Source organism: Shinella sp. (genome assembly GCF_052438155.1).
In the GTDB taxonomy this organism is placed as follows: Bacteria; Pseudomonadota; Alphaproteobacteria; order Rhizobiales; family Rhizobiaceae; genus Shinella.
On the sequence record NZ_JBQVPI010000011.1, the window covers coordinates 180,145 to 197,249 of the forward strand.

Here is a 17,105-nt window from a genome sequence, read left to right on the forward strand (position 1 = left end):
CCCAGCCGCACAACACCCGACAAGCCAACAAGAAATCGTCGCCTTGAGCGGAGTCGAACCCTCAACCCCGCTAATTTCTAATTCGATCTCACGAGAACTGCCAGCGAGGTCAGAGACTTAAAAGTCCCAGTCCTCGTCTTCCGTCGCCACCGCCTTGCCGATGACATAGGATGATCCCGAGCCAGAAAAGAAGTCGTGGTTCTCATCGGCATTGGGTGAGAGCGCGGACAGGATTGCCGGGTTGACCTTGCAGGCCTCGGCCGGAAACAAGGCTTCATAACCAAGGTTCATCAACGCCTTGTTGGCATTGTAGTGCAGGAATTTCTTGACGTCCTCCGTCAACCCGACATCATCATACAAGGCTTCGGTGTACGTCGTTTCATTGTCGTAGAGTTCGAGCAGCAGATCGAAGGCGAAATCCTTGATCTCCTGTCGCTTTGCCTCCGGCAGAAGCTCGACGGCGCGCTGAAACTTGTAGCCGATATAGTAGCCATGCACCGCTTCGTCGCGGATGATCAGGCGAATGAGATCGGCGGTGTTGGTGAGCCTTGCCCGGCTGGACCAGTACATCGGGAGATAGAAGCCGGAATAGAACAGGAAGCTTTCGAGGAAGACCGAAGCGATTTTCTTCTTCAGCGGATCGCCGCTATCATACTGCTCCATGATCAGCGCCGACTTGCGCTGCAGGAATTCGTTTTCCTCCGACCAACGATAGGCATCATCGACATCCGACGTCGAGCAAAGCGTTGAGAAGATGGAGGAATAGGAACGCGCGTGCACAGCCTCCATGAACGAGACGTTGGACAGCACGGCCTCCTCATGCTGGGTGACCGCATCCTCCATCAGCCGCACCGCGCCAACACCGTTCTGGATGGTGTCGAGCAAGGTAAGGCCGGTAAAGACCCGGATGGTCAATTGCTGCTCGTTGGCTTTCAACGCCGCCCAAGACGGAATATCGTTGGACAGCGGCACCTTTTCCGGCAGCCAGAAATTGCTGGTCAGACGGTTCCAGACCTCGAGATCCTTGTCGTCGTCGATGCGGTTCCAGTTGATGGCGCGGATGGCGGCTGCGGGTTCCTGGCTTTTAGTTTTCACTTGAATATTCATGTGGCTCACCGGCGTTAGAGTGCGCAGGATACGCAGCCCTGCACTTCCGTGCCGGTCAGCGCCATCTGGCGAAGGCGGATGTAATAGATGGTCTTGATGCCCTTCTTCCAGGCATAGATCTGCGCCCGGTTGATATCGCGGGTCGTCGCCGTATCGCGGAAGAACAGCGTCAGCGATAGTCCCTGATCGACGTGCTGGGTGGCCGCCGCGTAGGTGTCGATGATCTTTTCCGGGCCGATCTCGTAGGCGTCCTGATAGTAGTCGAGATTGTCGTTGGTCATGAAGGCGGCCGGGTAATAGACGCGGCCGATCTTGCCCTCCTTGCGGATCTCGATCTTCGAGACGATCGGGTGGATCGAGGAGGTCGAGTGGTTGATGTAGGAGATCGAGCCTGTCGGCGGCACGGCCTGCAGGTTCTGGTTATAAAGCCCGCCTTGCATGACGGCAGCTTTCAGGTTTGACCAGTCTTGCTGGGTCGGGATGTGGATGCCGGCTTTCTCGAACAGTTCGGTGACGCGCTCGGTCGCGGGCATCCATTCTTGTTCGGTGTATTTGTCGAAGTAGTCACCTGAAGCATATTTCGAGTTCTCGAAACCCTTGAAGCTGTTACCCTTCTCGACCGCCAGCCGGTTCGAGGCGCGGATGGCGTGATAGGTCACGGTGTAGAAATACATGTTGGTGAAGTCGACGCCTTCGTCCGAACCGTAGAAGATGCGCTCGCGGGCGAGATAACCGTGCAAGTTCATCTGGCCGAGGCCAATCGCATGGCTGTCTTCGTTGCCCTTGGCAACCGAAGGCACGGAGGTGATATTGCTCATCTCGGAAACCGCCGTGAGTGCCCGGATCGATGTCTCGATCGTCCTGCCGAAATCGTCTGAATCCATTGCGTTGGCAATATTGAGCGAACCGAGATTGCAGGAAATATCCTTGCCCATGTGATCGTAGGACAGATCGGCCGTGTAAGTGCTGGCGTCGCTGACCTGCAGGATTTCCGAGCAGAGATTGCTCATGGTGATGCGCCCGGCGATCGGATTGGCGCGGTTCACCGTATCCTCGAACATGATATAAGGGTAGCCGCTTTCGAATTGGATTTCGGCGATCACCTGGAAGAACTCGCGTGCCTTGATCTTCTTCTTCTTGATCCTACTGTCGGCGACCATCTCCTCGTATTTTTCCGTAACGGAAATCTCGCTGAAGGCGACGCCATAGACGCGCTCCACGTCATAGGGCGAGAACAGATACATATCCTCGTTGTTCTTGGCGAGTTCGAAGGTGATGTCCGGCACGACGACGCCCAGCGACAGTGTTTTGATGCGGATCTTTTCGTCGGCATTTTCGCGCTTGGTATCGAGGAAGCGCATGATGTCCGGGTGATGAGCGTTGAGATAAACCGCACCTGCGCCCTGACGCGCGCCGAGCTGGTTGGCATAGGAAAAACTGTCTTCTAGAAGCTTCATCACCGGGATGACGCCGGAGGACTGGTTTTCGATCTGCTTGATCGGCGCGCCCGCCTCGCGAAGATTGGTCAGTGACAAGGCAACGCCGCCGCCGCGCTTGGAAAGCTGCAGCGCCGAATTTATCCCGCGGGCGATCGATTCCATATTGTCCTCGATGCGCAGTAGAAAGCACGACACGAGCTCCCCGCGCTGCTTCTTGCCGGCATTGAGGAAGGTCGGCGTGGCCGGCTGAAAACGGCCGGCGATGATCTCGTCGACCATGTTGCGGGCATGCTGTTCATTGCCGCGCGCAAGCGTCAGCGCGACCATGCAGATGCGGTCTTCGTAGCGCTCAAGATAACGCTTTCCGTCGAACGTCTTCAGCGTGTAGCTGGTGTAATATTTGAATGCACCAAGGAAGGTCGGGAAGCGGAACTTCTTGTCATAGGCGTAATCGAACAGGTCGCGGACGAAATTGAAAGAATATTGGTCCAGAACCTCCCGTTCGTAATAACCTTCGGTGACAAGGTAATCGAGTTTCTCCCGCAGGTTATGGAAGAACACGGTGTTCTGGTTGACGTGCTGCAGAAAATACTGCTTGGCCGCCTGCCGATCCCGGTCGAGCTGGATCTTGCCGTCCTCGTCATAGAGGTTCAGCATGGCGTTCAATGCATGGTAATCGAGTGCGGCGTCTGGACCTTTGATCACGGCCTTGCCGCCCGAATGGGCCACGGCCTCGAGCGGAGCCTCGCTTGCATCCCGCATTACAGAATTGCTTGTCGCGTCCAAAATCGTTCCAATCCGTGTTTGACCTGATCGACATCTTCCTGCGTGCCCAGAAGCTCGAACTTGTAGAGAAAAGGCACCTGGCACTTGGCGGATATGATATTGCCGGCGCTGCAAAAGGCTGCGCCGAAATTGGTGTTTCCGGCGGCGATCACGCCGCGGATGTTCTTCCGGTTGTCCGCGTTATTCAAAAAGCGGATCACCTGTTTCGGAACCGCGCCTTTTTGCTCGCCGCCGCCATAGGTCGGGACGATCAGAACGTAAGGGGCATCGGCGTCGAGAAGCTCATCGCTATTGATCGGGATGCGCCGGGCCTCGAGGCCCAGCTTGCCGACAAAACGGCGGGTGTTTTCCGACTTGGTGGAAAAATAGACGAGACCACCCATCACGTTCAGGCCCCTCAAATCAGGCAGCAGCAGACAGACCGCTAATCATGTCCGGACGGAAACCGGCCCAATGCTGCTCACCCGCGATCACCACCGGTACCTGACGATAGCCGAGGCCCTGCACCAGTTCGTAAGCTTCGGCATCAGCTGAAACGTCGACGATCGTGTAGTCGATGCCCTGGCGGTCGAGCGCCCGGGTGGTAGCAGTGCATTGAACGCAGGCGGGCTTGCTGTAAACGGTGATGGTCATGGTCGTCCCCTCGTATGGAATAGGCGTGCGAAAGCATTCGGACATCCGCCGATATCCGGGCAAAAACTGGTTTGAAAGCAGCAAAAGAAAGCCGCCGGTCGCGCTTAAGCGCCCGTCACTCGCGTCGACATGGATAAAAACTCGAACTCATAGGACTTCACCCCGAAGTGGTTCATGCGGACTGTTCGGGGAAGCGCAGGCGCGGAGACATCCCGCACCATTACGCGACCTTCCGGACACCCCGCCCGTGGACGTTTTCGTTTGAGGCAGGTCTCCTGGCTTGCGGGTCATCACATCCATCTCACCTTCCCGAGGCTTTGGGGCCTCAGTGGTTACCGAGCGGATGCTCGTCGCTCACAGTTGCGGGGGCAGCTCCGGCATTGCCTGGCCCATCTTGGACCTGGCGCACCGTATTCCCGTCTTAGCTTCCGACGCGAATCGGAAGAACCTCGAACACTATATATAGTAGATGAGGAGAACTTTTCGTCAACGACTATGAGTGTTGAGCCAAGAAAAGGCTGGGGATTGGGTAGCGCGGTAGTCCCTCCACATTCGGTCAGGCCCTGTAACCCTAGCCTCTTATCGGAACTCGGTGGTCCGACCCTGCACAATAGGCACCAATTTAGCCTTCGTATGAAGGCTCACTGGCGGCCCAGTGTAGACTGCAAGCCTATCTCCGGTCCTCGAGACTGAGCCCTCGTGTGGTCTAGGCATGGAGGTAGGCATGCAATAGAGCAGCGTCGCCCGTTGATCGTTCTGACGGATATCGATGACGCGGCCGAAGAATACGTGATGGGTCGCTTCGTCAACGCTGCTGATGCGGCCGCATTCAAAGCTGACCGAAGCGTTGGCCAGGACAGGTACACCTGTGAGCCCGACTTCCCAATCGCCGACGGAAAAACGGTCTTCCGTCGACGTTTTCCCGCCGAAATGGTCGGAGATGCACTCGTGGCCCGGCATCAATGTATTGACGCAAAAGTGCGCCGCGTTTTCGAAGGCATGAAAACAGGAGCTCGCACGATTGATACAGACGAGAAGTGTCGGCGGTGTGTCGCTAACGCTGCAGACCGCCGAGGCCGTAAAGCCGTAACGCGTGCCGCTAGATATGGTGGTGACGACGTTGACCGCCGAGCCGAGGCGCGACATGCCGTCGCGAAACGTCGCCTTGTCGACAGGGTCGAAGCGGTGATCCACCATAGTCATGCCGGCCTCTGGATACCCAGCCGGCACTAAGCCGTGAGCTCTTTTCGGACGATTTCTGCGCCCGCGCTCAGAGCATTCAGCTTGCCCCGCGCTACCCGGCGCGAGAGAGGCGCCATGCCGCAATTGGTGCAAGGGCAAAGGTTCTCGCCATCGACAAACTGGAGTGCTTTTCGAAGGGTAGCGGCGACCTCCTCTGGGGTTTCAATGATGTCGGATGCTACGTCGATGGCCCCCACCATCACCTTTTTGCCCCGAACAAGTTCGATAAGATCCATTGGGACGTGAGAGTTATGGCATTCCAGCGAGATCATACCGATGCTGGATTTCTGCAATTTGGGGAGCGTCTCCTCATATTGCCGCCACTCGGACCCCAGGGTCTTCTTCCAATCCGTGTTGGCCTTGATGCCGTATCCGTAGCAAATATGGACCGCGGTTTGGCAGTTGAGGCCTTCGATTGCCTTTTCCAAGGTCGCGACGCCCCAATCATTCACCTCGTCGAAGAAGACGTTGAAGGCGGGCTCGTCGAACTGAATTATGTCGACGCCGGCGGCCTCCAGTTCCCGGGCCTCCTGATTGAGGATTTTGGCGAACTCCCAGGCCAGCTTTTCCCGGCTTTTATAGTGGCCGTCGAAAAGCGTATCGATCATGGTCATCGGACCCGGCAGAGCCCATTTGATCGGCTGCTTGGTCTGTTGACGTAGGAATTTGGCATCTTCGACGAATACCGGCTTCTGGCGAGACACGGCACCCACGACCGTCGGCACGCTCGCATCGTAGCGATCGCGGATCCTGACCGTTTCACGCTTTTCAAAGTCGACCCCGTCGAGGTTCTCGATAAAGGTTGTGACGAAATGCTGGCGGGTCTGCTCACCATCACTGACGATATCAATGCCCGCCTGCTGCTGATCGTCCAGCGCAAGCCGCAGCGCATCCTGCTTGCCCGTGAGCAACTCCTCGCCTTGCAGCTTCCAGGGCGACCAGAGCTTTTCAGGTTCTGCAAGCCACGAGGGTTTGGGCAAGCTACCGGCGGTTGACGTGGGCAACAGTTTTTTCATGTTGGGCTACCTTATGTTTTTGGTTCGTCAAAAGGCGTGATTGGCAGACCATTGCTCAAGAACCGTCTTGTACGGCTTGATGAAGTGCTCCTCGGCGAATTTCCCCTGCACCACGGCGAGCCGGCTGCGCTCTTCACGATCGTAGACAATACGCGTCAGCGAATAATCCTGGTGCTTCAGATTTGGCTGATAGCAGGCCCCTGCCGAGGAGTTGGCGTTGTAAATCTCGGGCCGATAAATCTTCTGAAACGTCTCCATCGTGCTGATGGTGCTGATCAGCTCGAGATTGGTGTAATCGTCGAGCAGATCGCCGAGAAAATAGAGGGCAAAAGGCGCGACGCTATTCGGCGGCATGAAGAAGCGAACCTGCAGCCCCATTTTTTTAAAGTAGTAGTCCGTCGCAGACTGTTCATCCTGCTGGTATTCGACGCCCAATACCGGATGCTGGTTTCCAGTCCGACGGTATGTCTTGCTGCTGGAGGCACTCAGGCAGATGACCGGGGATTTGAGAAAGCGCTTTTTGTAAGCATCTGAACTCAGGAAGGATTTGAACAGCTTTCCATGCAGGTCGCCGAAATCATCCGGCGTGGCGAATGCGGGGCGATCCTTGTTGTAAGCCGGCAATACGACGCTGAAGTCGTAATCTCGGACATAGGAGGAAAAATTATTGCCGACGATGCCCTCGATGCGTTCGCCAGTCTGTCTGTCGACGATATTCGTCTTCAGGATTTCGATGAGTGGAAAGGCGTCATTTTTTACACCAGCACCGATCGTCATCTCAACCGAAATGATCTCGAGCTCGACCGCATAGCGATCGCCCTTGGGATTATCCCAATGCGCCAGGGCGTTGAAGCGATTATCGATCATCCTAAGCGCGTTGCGAAGATTCTCCGCCCGGTTGTCGCCTCTCGCCAGGTTTGCGAAATTCGTCGTGGCACGCGTGTTGTCGGAGGGACGATAATCCTCATCGAAGCGAATGCTTTTGATAGAAAATGCGAGATCTTCGTTCGTTGCCATCCGTCTTCCTCAGTTCTCGATATAGAACCAAACCCTGGTTCGTCGTCTTCCAGCCGAGACAATTCTCCGCCCGACTTTCTCAGCCCGCTTCCTTCATATTGTCGATAATCAGGCGCGGTGCGTGCTTTATGCCCGAGGCCTGGGTCGAGAAATATTGGTTTTATCTCATTGAACGATGAGCCGTGCTCATGAGTGGTCGCAGACCGGTTCGCAGGCGGCTTGACCACTTCAGCAACATGCGACATTGGTTCGTCATCGTGGTTCTGCGGCGCGCAAATGCTCCGGAGCTAAGAGGGAATTCGGTGAGGGGCTTGATCACAGCCCGAAGCCGAAGCTGCCCCCGCAACTGTAAGCGGCGAGCGAAAGTCCATCCAAGTCACTGAGGCCTGCCTCGGGAAGACGGACCAGAGCGAAGACCCGTAAGCCAGGAGACCTGCCACGATAGATAACGTCCACGGGCGGGGTGTCCCGGAGTGCCGCTTTCGCGATCGGTGTTCCCGTGCCATCGTCTCTGCGTCATGCCACTGCCCTGCCGCAACCTGATGGTAGAGCCGATGACTGAGACGAGGACTGGGCCGAGGATTGAGACTGCGACGATGGGCAAGCCTGCCCGGCATGGCTCGACAACCAATCTCATCGATATCGTTTTCCCCGGAGATACCAATCATCACGGCACCCTGTTTGGGGGAGCCGGGTTGGCTCTGATGGATCGCGTCGCCTTTATCGCGGCGACCCGGTTCGGGCGGGTGCCTTTCGTGACGGCGTCCTGCGAGCGGATCGACTTCCGGCAGCCCGCGCGCATCGGGCACATTGTCGAACTCACCTCCAGACCGGTCAAAGCCGGGCGCCGTTCCCTGACGGTCGAGGTCGAGATGGTGGCTGAGGCCATCGTCGGTCGTGAGCGGCATACCTGTACACGCGGTCTATTCCATATGGTCGCCAGACCGGAGGGACAGGACGGCGCCAATTACTCGCTGCCCGCACTGCTTCCGGAGGCGGAAGCCGCGCCGGGCACCAGCGATACCGTCACCATGGTCGAGATTGTTTTTCCGGATCAGGCAAACAGTGCCGGCCGGATGTTCGGGGGCGAAGCAATCTCCTACATGACCAAGGCCGCATTCGTCGCAGCGTCCCGCTATTCCAGTAAGCTGGTGGTCCTGGCGTCATCCGAGCGTATCGATTTCGCGAGGGCAATCGAGATAGGTGAAATCGTCGAGACCGAGGCACGCGTCGAGCGCGTGGGCCGGAGTTCGACGTCGATCGAGACGAAACTCTGGTCCGAGAACCTACTGACCGGCGAGAGGCAACTCACAGCCGCCGGGCACTTCACCATGGTCGCGGTCGACGCCGATCATCGGCCGGTTCCCGCGTGCGAGAGCGGCGATGTCGCTGATCACCAAGGGCGGGCCTAACCATGCTGGACAGACAACATTTATCGATCCTGCGCGAAGTCGACCGCCTCGGTAGCCTGACGGCGGCGGCAGAGCGCCTGAACGTCTCCCAATCCGCTCTCAGCCACACTATCCGGAAGCTGGAGGAACGCTATGGCGTGGCGATGTGGGAGAAGGATGGACGAAACCTCCGTCTCACCGAGGCCGGACGATACATCGTGATCCTCGCTCAGCGCGTTCTGCCGCAGATCGAACGAGCCGAGGATGTCCTGTCGGATTATCGCCAAGGCCAGCGTGGCTCGCTCAAGATCGGCATGGAATGCCATCCTTGCCACCAGTGGCTGATGGGTGTCACCAAGCCCTACCTCATGGAGTGGCCGCAGGTAAGCCTCGAACTGACGACGTCGTTTGCCGCCGGCGGTGTGGCGGCGCTGACAGGATACGAAATCGATATTCTGATCACGCCGGATCCGATCGAGATGCCCGGCATTCATTATCTCGCGGTATTCGACTACGAGCTCGTGCTTGCCGTGCCCGCCGATCATCCGCTGGCCCTGAAAGGCCACGCGGAACCTGCGGATCTGCTGAATGAGACGCTGTTCACCTATCCCGTACCGCCGGAACGACTGGATGTGTTTACCCAGTTCCTTGTCCCCGCCAACAGCCGGCCGCGCCACCACCGCAATGTCGAGACGACAGAGATGATGCTTCAGCTCGTTGCGGCATCCCGCGGAGTCAGCGCCATTCCCGACTGGCTGGTGCACCGGGAGGCGGCTGCGCTCGGCCTTCGTCCCGTCAGGATCGGAACAGCTGGGATCCAGAAAAGCATCCACCTTGGTCTGAGAGATGGCGACGACACTGTCGATTTTATCGCCGGGTTTCTCGCGACGTCGCGCCAAGCGTTGGCGTGACGAGGCATGACGAGGCATGACGAATGGGTCTAACGGCTCCGTAGACAGCGCGAGAGAGAGAGCGAAAATAGAGAGTGCCATTTAATGGTCTTGAACGGAATCGAACCGCCGTTCTACGGCAGAGATGCGCTAACATCCTGAATTTAATCCCAATCATGCCTCTGCTTCCGATAGTTGATTTTAGTCGTCGTCCTGGCGCGCCAAACCAAACCAATCCCCAGTGTCAATTGATTTGTATCGTAAGCGCCACAAGTGGATTTGGCGGTGGATACTCCGAAACTCTCCAAACAAGGCGAGCGAATCGCAGTATAAACAACTCAAACTGGTGGGGTCTTACTTGGCTGATTTGTTTACACAGCGGGTTTCCATATCTTTGCCTGAGCGATATTTGCTGCGTGGCCGTGTCGCAGGGAACCTCATTCGGCAACTTGCTGCACCTCGGACAGATCTTGATGTCGCTTTGGATGCCAACACAAAAGGCTATTTTAGCGATTTAGCCGATGAACCGAGTATCGCCCTTTTACGAAGGGGAATAAAGCCGCCTTCGAATTACGATCAGATTGTTCGTATTGACGAGGTGGTGCCAATCTCATCGATCCGAGCAGTACTGTCCCGCCCATCGGTGCGCTGGCAGAGGCCAGCACCTCTAGAGCCGGCCAAGATATCCCTCCAAGATTTCTCGGAGCGGCACAAATCAATCAGAGCGACTTGGAACGATGCTCTTTCCTTGCGAGAGGAGCAATACGAAGGCGATCGGCGCGTCATCACGGGGTTTCGGCCGCCTCAGATCGGTGCCGTTCATGCGATCAAGGCGCATTGGGTTGTGTCCGATGCCCCTTCAACGCTCGTGATGCCTACAGGGACTGGCAAGACGGAAACCATGCTCAGCGTCTTCGTGTCTAGCGATGTCGATAAGCTTCTTGTTATCGTCCCGTCCGACCAGCTACGCACGCAGATCAGCGAAAAGTTCATCAACTTCGGAGTGCTGAAGCAGTTCGACCTAATAAAAGGAACGGCTCTTTATCCAGTTGTGGCTACCCTAAAGAAGGCACCTACTTCTCTGGAGGAAGTCGACGCCATTTTCGGCCGCGCGCAGGTTGTTGTTGCCACCATGCAGTCGGTCTCGCGACTAACCGTTGAGCTTAAGGATCGTATCGCAACGCATGTCACGCATCTCTTCGTCGACGAGGCACATCACATAGGCGCGACGACGTGGAAAGCTTTCAAGACCCATTTCGTCCGGCAGAAGCGCTTGATCCTGCAGTTCACAGCGACGCCCTACCGGAACGACAAAAGGCGAGTGGATGGTAAATTCATTTTCGTTTACCCGCTGCGGCGGGCCCGTGAGCAACACCTGTTTCGGCCTGTCAACTATATCCCCGTAATGGAATCCGATCCCGCTCAGGCCGATCTGTCGATTATCCGGGAGGTAGGTGAGGCGCTCGATCGCGACCTGCTTCAGGGGCTAGACCATTTGGCGATGGCCCGTACAAGTGTCATAGACAGGGCACAGACCCTTTTGACCCTTTATAGGAAGCACCTGCCCCGACATGCCGCAGAGCTGGTCCATAGCAAGATGCCGGCGAGCGAACGCGAGGACGCATTGCGGAGGCTGCGTAGCGGGGCAATCCGCATCATCGTGTGTGTCGACATGCTCGGAGAAGGTTTCGACCTTCCTCGTCTCAAGATCGCAGGCCTTCATGATCGCCATCGAAGCGAGGCGGTGACCTTACAGTTCATTGGCCGGTTCACTCGCGCCGAAACAGGTCTTGGCGACGCCACTGTGATCGCGGGGGTGTCACTCGAAGATCCAAAGGAATGGCTCAACGCGCTCTATAAAGAGGACGCTGACTGGAACACACTTCTCGAAACTGGAAGCGAAAGCCGCGTCGAGCATCAACGGCGACGCGAAGAGCTCTACACCGGCCTCGATGCGGATTTCGAAGCCATTCCCGTCGAAACCGTCACGCCTAAGCTCAACGCGCACGTCTTCAGAACCCACTGCGAACTCTGGGACCCACAGGCATTGGAAGCGATCGAGACACCCTCCGTCGAGTTGGTCGAAGGCCCGATCGTCAATGACGAGCTGCGACTTGTGATGGCGGTCACCCGCCACGAGGACGGCCTTCGCTGGACCCGCGTTAAGGAGCCGACCAACGTCATCTACAATCTAGTAATGGCGCACTGGGATCAGGAAAAAGAACTGCTCTATATGCAAAGCTACCCGGAGGACGGCCTAGTTGTCACTATTGCCCGTCTTCTATGCGGCACTAACGTCAAACTTTTGGACGGCGAAGCCGTTTTTCGCGTGCTTCACGGGTTCAGGCGGGTGATGCTAACAAACCTAGGCGTAAAGGAAACGCAGGTGAAGCCGATCCGTTTTCAGCTGTCGACCGGCATCGACATTACCGAGCAGCTCGAACTCACCGTCGAGAACAGATCGAGGATAAAGACAAATCTTTTCGGTACCGGATATGTGGACGAGCCTATCTATGCGGGCGACGACGTCGATGAAGTACAAGCAGGGAAGAGAAGCATCGGATGCTCAACCAAGGGCAAGATCTGGTCCCAGGAGGGCACTGTCTCACCGGACGACTGGGTCAGTTGGTGCCAGACGATCGGTCCCAAAATCGCTGACGAGTCGATAAACACTGAGATGGTACTGCGCAACGTACTTCGTCCTAAGCGTCAGCAAGTGTTTCCTACTGGGAAAATCCCTATTTCGATCGATTGGCCAGAAGGTCTCTCTGTGTCGGATGAGGATCGCACAGATATCTCCTTCGGCGAGCACTCGACCCCGCTGTCAGAGTGCGATTTAGAAATTTCAGCTTTCGAGACCGGCGCGCCGGTGCGGTTCCGACTGCGAAGTGCAGGATTGTCGGCTGAGTTCGAGGCCGACATCCGCGATGGCGTCTCGACCTTCCGCCGAAGCTTCGGTGCCCTGGTAGCCATCACCCGGGGGAAGCGCACGCGTGATATTCTTGACCTGTTTCACGAAGATCCTCCTGCAATACGATTCACGGACGGAGACATGTTGATCGGCGCCGACCTAGCCTCCGCGCCGGGAGACGACAAGCCGCTTTTCGATGTGACGACGATGGAAGCGTTTTCATGGGAGGGCGTCGATATCACGCAAGAGTCGCAAGGCCCGTTACGAAAGTCGGGGACGATTCAGCATGCGACGATAGCCAGGCTGCTCGCGGCGGAGCCGGCTTATAACGTGATTTTCGATGGTGACGCTTCCGGCGAGGTGGCGGACATCGTTGCCATTCGTAGGCAAGGACGGTTCCTCGATGTCGAGCTTTATCATTGCAAGTTCTCGTCGAAGGATAAACCAGGCGCTCGCGTTGACGATCTCTACGAGATCTGCGGACAGGCAATGAAGGCCGTTCGATGGGCTGACCCGCGGAGTAAGTTCCTGCAGAGGCTTCGCCGACAGGAGGAGAACAGGCAGAAGGCTGGCCAACAAACTCGATTCATCAGTGGCGATCGCCCAATTCTGGATGACTGGTTGACAAACCGCAGAGACCTCGTAACGCGGTTTAGTATGACCCTTGTTCAGCCGGGCTATTCCAAGGCTAGGACTGCCCCTGACCATTTGCCAATCCTCGGTTCGGTGCAGGCCTATCTACATCAAACGTATAATATCAAACTTAGCTTTTGGAGCAGCCCGTAAGGATCTAGGTTCACCATCAGAGCAATCGTGCTGATATGTGCTCAAGCTTTAACGGGAAACAATCCCGGCAAATCCTGGATATCCGCATAAAAATTGTCAGATCGGCGGTATAGCGTCTGGTCGAAGAGCCGCAAGTCGACTACATTTTTCACAAGTTGCTGTTTCGTCTGTAGCCTGCCGATTGACTGATTAAAGCTCTAGAACAATGTAATCCACAAAGCCTCTTTCCATTCTACCTCAGATCATTATGTCCACCCAGGGAGCGTGCGCGGCCAACTTCTCGAAATCAGTCCGAGGCGGCTGTGGCGACGAGAAAGACAGCACCTCGTACTCCTTGTAAAGCTTGATGGTCTCTGGCTTAATATCGGCCGCCTTGAAAGCTGGAGCATACTTCTTCGAATTGCCGATGCGTCCGCCAAGGTCTACGAGAAGCTTGGCCTCTGGAATCGTCTTATACCGACCTCGCTCCGTCGAAGCTGCAGCCTGTGCCTTGGATCCCGGAGGCAATATCGCGTTCAGTATGTCGACCGGTTCATAGGAAGTGCCAGGCGCTCGGTCGATCCCCTCGCCCCACGGCGTCGCGTTAATGCTGCCGTGATGCCCGACTTTCAAGAAATCGACCGGTTTATCGAGAAGCGCCCTGTGTCGATTCCAAATCGTGTTCCAGGAGCTGTTGCCCTTGCCTTCCTTGAATTTCGGCTGCCATTCGGCATCCCCGACGAAAAGCAGTCGTTTGCCGTTCCATTCGATGAGCAAGACGACGCTGGTGTTGTTCACAAGTGCCCCATCGCCCTCAGAGAAGGCTAAAGCACTCGACAGCATCCTGCTCTGAAGGTTGCGGAAATCGATGGGAGCCACATTTCTAGGCAATGCCTCCGACCCGCGCGGCACAGATATGAAGCTCTCTACCTTACCGTCATCGGCGAGTTGAACTAGCTTGCTGATCGAGGAATCCTCCGGCGTTCCGAGATACCAATGGTCGATATCCTCTTCCGGACCCAGGATGTGGAAAGTCGCGCCAGCTATCGGTAGCTTGAGATCTCCGCCGGTCGACTGACCTGCATGGACATAGACGGGCTCGATCCCATTCGAGTTCGGAAGGTTCTTCGTCAGATTTTGAACGGCCGTATCGTTGTCGGCTGCATAGGCACCGAAAAGCGCGTCGAATTCTGGACCGAGATTGAGCGTTACGGCTTGCGTCAATGCCTGTCCGGCCAGTTCGTGGAGCTTGCTGGCCCGTTTTGCCTGGGGGTTCCCGGGCTTCATCGCCGCGCTCATCCACATGGCCTTGATTGCCACGTCGTCCCATAAGGGCAGCCCGAAGCCAGCCATATGGTCTTTGTGCTTGTGCGTTACGATGAGAAGATCGAGGCGCTTTTTGCCATTTTCTTCCGGCAACTCCTTTTTCAAGAGGGGAACCGCATCCCGCAGGTACCCCTCGCCGCTCAACGTTCCGCAGTCGATGACAATGTGGAAGTCGCCCCCATTTTCATGGGCTCCGGGAATGCGGCAGTAGATGAAGTCGCCAAGGCCGACGTAAAACATCCGGATCAGGAGCTGATCTGCCACTGGCGTCCTCCAACTTCCTGGTCATCGTCGTGGTTGAGATTGAAATGCGGAGACATGCCGAAGGTCAGAAGACCATCCTGACGGCCAGCTTCATAAGGTGGAATGGCGCGGGCAAGAACGCCGAGCGGACTGAACTGCGTGTCCCCGATCATGCCAAGCTTGATTCGCTTGGCCAGGTCTTCCAGGAACTTTGAGCGACGGGCCAAGCCGTCAGCCCTCTCGTTCTTCCGGGCGTCATCCGTTCCCAGCACCTCTGTCCCTGGCTTGCGTGACCAATGGATGAGGTTGCCGTTTTGGTCGAGTACGATCGTCCCGCCACACAACATAGCAGTGCGCTCTCCATCGAATTTCCCAAACTGGGCACCATTCAGGGAAATCTCTTCCTTCCAGATGTACTGCAGGACGATCTGGTCAGACTGTTGCCGCCCCTCTGTCGTGAGTTTGCGAGCCCGCGCGATATCAGCGACCGTGAGATCGACCGTCGGGGGTATCAATAGCTCGCGGCGATTGTCATCGAGGAAGCGATAGGCGCTGCCCCGCGACGCGGAGATATCGTCGATGCTGTGGAATACCGCCAATCCGGGGCGCGTAAAGACCGGTGTTGGATCAAGGACGCTTCGATCCCCCTCCGTCAGTATCTCCCTGTGAAGGAACGCCTCGAAGATTGCCTTCCGAAACCCGTCTGGATCGATCGGGTTCGTGATTTTTTCGGCGCGGAGCACTGCCAGAGCATAGTCACGGAAGGTCACATCACATGGCGGTAAGAAGTCCAGTGGCTGGATAGCGCACATCTGCATGTGATCGATGGTGTACCAGAACAAGCGTTCGAGCGAGGCAAGCTTGTACGCCGGATTGGCCGCCTGCCGACCTAACTCTCGGGCTTTTCTTATATTCAGCAGGGAGATCATCACGTCGAAGACCGCACCCGTCAAGACCTGCGACATGGTGTGAGAGTTGGCAGTCGCCGCATCTGACATTTTCATCTGATTAAGCGCAGTACGGAGATAGGGTTGAGCGGTTACCGCCTCCCCGAATTGCTGGGCCAATGAGGCCAAGAGGCTCGCGTCCGCGAGATCACCCTTACTCTGTTCGACGATCTTTTTGCGGAAAACATTGTTTCGAAAGGCCATCAACAGTGCCGTAAGATCGCCCATGAATTCATGGAAGGCACCTGTCTCGGTGAGGATGCTCTCGAAATAGTATGGTCGCAGCCCGTCCAGCACAGCATGTCCGAATTCGTGGTTCACGATGTCGCTGGATTCGCATGTGTTCACCCTGCCAGCGTCTGCCACGAACCAATAGAACTGCAGGGATTTGCTCATACGGTCGTAATAGGCATTCTCACCATATCCGGCTGTCGGGACCAGGAGCAGTCGATTGCCTTCAAAGCCCCATTCGATCCGTCTTCCAAGGCCTCGACCGCCCTCGAAAAAATCCAAGGTATGCTGCACAGTCGCCCAGACGCTGACCTGCCGGAACTGAGCCAAGCTCCTTCCCCTGGCAGTATTCAGATCAACACCTTTTGGACCAAGGAAAGCATTGGCCGTTTCGTCCCACTGCGCAGGTTCCTCAAGCGTCCCGGAGCTGGAGTCGTAGTCGACAACCGCGAACCTGGCACTGGTCGGCCCGTGTGTGATGCCCGGCTCCCAAGGTACTTCGAAATCCTTGTCGATATCCGCACCCGGATTGTTCTTGGCGACGAGCGGGTCCTTGAAATAGACGTTCACGTTGAAACGCAGGCCAACGTCACTTTGGACCGAAAGCGGCAGCGTGCGCCGGGTCGCGTATAGGCGTGTCCTTGTTTCCTTACTCAGCTTGCCCGGTGTGGTTCGTTTCGCCATCGACCGCATCCCCCTTGATCGACTCTACTGGCAGGAAACAGGATCGCTCAGCAGCTTCGCGAGGCGAAGCCCAGCGCGGCCGAGTTGCTGATCAACGACCCCAATCTCTTTGTCGAAGTAGGCATCATCAAGGAAGTTGTCGGTAGGGGTGTCGGCATAGACTTTCATCGCAACAACGTGGGTTTCGACTGCCCACGAGGCCGGATCACCAGCCTGAACGGTCACTACGTTCGCCGTTTCCAGCCAGCCGCTTTCCAAGCGATCGACATATGCGCCCCACCCATAAACTTCCTTCTTGATTAGGCTACTGTCCCAAACGGTGTGAAGGTTCTCGTCGGTGGATTTCAATTGGTAGAACGCGCAGCTCTTCCCGCAGGTCTCACCCCCGATCCTCGTTGTTACCGAGTGGTTGTTCATGCCGATCTCTTCCAGGACTGTATGAAAAGGCTGATGGAGATCGCCCACGAAGTGAACGAG

13 protein-coding genes and 2 riboswitches are annotated in these 17,105 nt (G+C 56.6%); of the genes, 3 read left to right on the forward strand and 10 right to left on the reverse strand.

The annotated features are described in order from the left end of the window. Positions 1 to 117 precede the first annotated feature (117 nt). The 7 genes from nrdF to ACT6VE_RS20510 all read right to left on the reverse strand — a co-directional run bounded on the left by nrdF (position 118) and on the right by ACT6VE_RS20510 (position 7,240). Positions 118 to 1,107 carry a class 1b ribonucleoside-diphosphate reductase subunit beta gene (gene nrdF / locus ACT6VE_RS20480; protein ID WP_444800278.1) on the reverse strand — a complete coding sequence of 330 codons (990 nt, stop codon included), beginning with the start codon at positions 1,105 to 1,107 and terminating at the stop codon, positions 118 to 120. A gap of 14 nt (positions 1,108 to 1,121) precedes the next feature. After that, the gene (nrdE, locus tag ACT6VE_RS20485; RefSeq protein ID WP_444800279.1) at positions 1,122 to 3,308 is read right to left on the reverse strand and encodes a class 1b ribonucleoside-diphosphate reductase subunit alpha; all 2,187 of its coding nucleotides are present in this window, start codon (positions 3,306 to 3,308) and stop codon (positions 1,122 to 1,124) included. After that, on the reverse strand, positions 3,308 to 3,715 hold the full coding sequence (gene nrdI / locus ACT6VE_RS20490) for a class Ib ribonucleoside-diphosphate reductase assembly flavoprotein NrdI (RefSeq protein WP_444800280.1): 408 nt from the start codon (positions 3,713 to 3,715) through the stop codon (positions 3,308 to 3,310). The genes nrdE and nrdI overlap by 1 nt, the downstream gene beginning before the upstream one ends. A gap of 19 nt (positions 3,716 to 3,734) precedes the next feature. Next, positions 3,735 to 3,965 carry a glutaredoxin-like protein NrdH gene (gene nrdH / locus ACT6VE_RS20495; protein ID WP_444800281.1) on the reverse strand — a complete coding sequence of 77 codons (231 nt, stop codon included), beginning with the start codon at positions 3,963 to 3,965 and terminating at the stop codon, positions 3,735 to 3,737. A gap of 248 nt (positions 3,966 to 4,213) precedes the next feature. Further along, positions 4,214 to 4,432: riboswitch (cobalamin riboswitch) on the reverse strand. 112 nt (positions 4,433 to 4,544) lie between these two features. Then, entirely contained in the window at positions 4,545 to 5,168 is a 624-nt protein-coding gene (locus tag ACT6VE_RS20500; protein ID WP_444800282.1) for a flavin reductase, read from the reverse strand. Between the two features lie 26 nt (positions 5,169 to 5,194). Continuing rightward, positions 5,195 to 6,223 carry a methionine synthase gene (locus ACT6VE_RS20505; RefSeq protein ID WP_444800283.1) on the reverse strand — a complete coding sequence of 343 codons (1,029 nt, stop codon included), beginning with the start codon at positions 6,221 to 6,223 and terminating at the stop codon, positions 5,195 to 5,197. Positions 6,224 to 6,250: 27 nt separating this feature from the next. Next, entirely contained in the window at positions 6,251 to 7,240 is a 990-nt protein-coding gene (locus ACT6VE_RS20510) for a DUF1852 domain-containing protein (RefSeq protein ID WP_444800284.1), read from the reverse strand. A 241-nt stretch (positions 7,241 to 7,481) separates the two neighbouring features. Continuing rightward, positions 7,482 to 7,695: riboswitch (cobalamin riboswitch) on the forward strand. Between the two features lie 141 nt (positions 7,696 to 7,836). Between ACT6VE_RS20510 and ACT6VE_RS20515 the strand changes: the two genes are divergently transcribed. From ACT6VE_RS20515 to ACT6VE_RS20525, 3 genes are all read left to right on the forward strand, one after another. Further along, on the forward strand, positions 7,837 to 8,652 hold the full coding sequence (locus ACT6VE_RS20515) for an acyl-CoA thioesterase (protein WP_444800285.1): 816 nt from the start codon (positions 7,837 to 7,839) through the stop codon (positions 8,650 to 8,652). A gap of 2 nt (positions 8,653 to 8,654) precedes the next feature. Beyond that, positions 8,655 to 9,542: a LysR family transcriptional regulator gene (locus tag ACT6VE_RS20520; RefSeq protein WP_444800286.1), complete on the forward strand. Its 888-nt coding sequence runs from the start codon at positions 8,655 to 8,657 to the stop codon at positions 9,540 to 9,542. 337 nt (positions 9,543 to 9,879) lie between these two features. Beyond that, positions 9,880 to 13,218, forward strand: a complete 3,339-nt coding sequence (locus ACT6VE_RS20525) for a DEAD/DEAH box helicase (protein ID WP_444800287.1) — start codon at positions 9,880 to 9,882, stop codon at positions 13,216 to 13,218. A gap of 237 nt (positions 13,219 to 13,455) precedes the next feature. Here the strand turns inward: ACT6VE_RS20525 and ACT6VE_RS20530 are convergent, their stop codons facing one another. The 3 genes from ACT6VE_RS20530 to ACT6VE_RS20540 all read right to left on the reverse strand — a co-directional run. Next, on the reverse strand, positions 13,456 to 14,787 hold the full coding sequence (locus ACT6VE_RS20530; protein ID WP_444800288.1) for an MBL fold metallo-hydrolase: 1,332 nt from the start codon (positions 14,785 to 14,787) through the stop codon (positions 13,456 to 13,458). After that, positions 14,769 to 16,628, reverse strand: a complete 1,860-nt coding sequence (locus tag ACT6VE_RS20535; protein ID WP_444800289.1) for a serine protease — start codon at positions 16,626 to 16,628, stop codon at positions 14,769 to 14,771. The genes ACT6VE_RS20530 and ACT6VE_RS20535 overlap by 19 nt, the downstream gene beginning before the upstream one ends. 24 nt (positions 16,629 to 16,652) lie before the next feature. After that, positions 16,653 to 17,105, reverse strand: a 453-nt coding sequence (locus ACT6VE_RS20540) for a S1/P1 nuclease (protein ID WP_444800290.1), incomplete at its 5' end; no start/stop codon positions are given.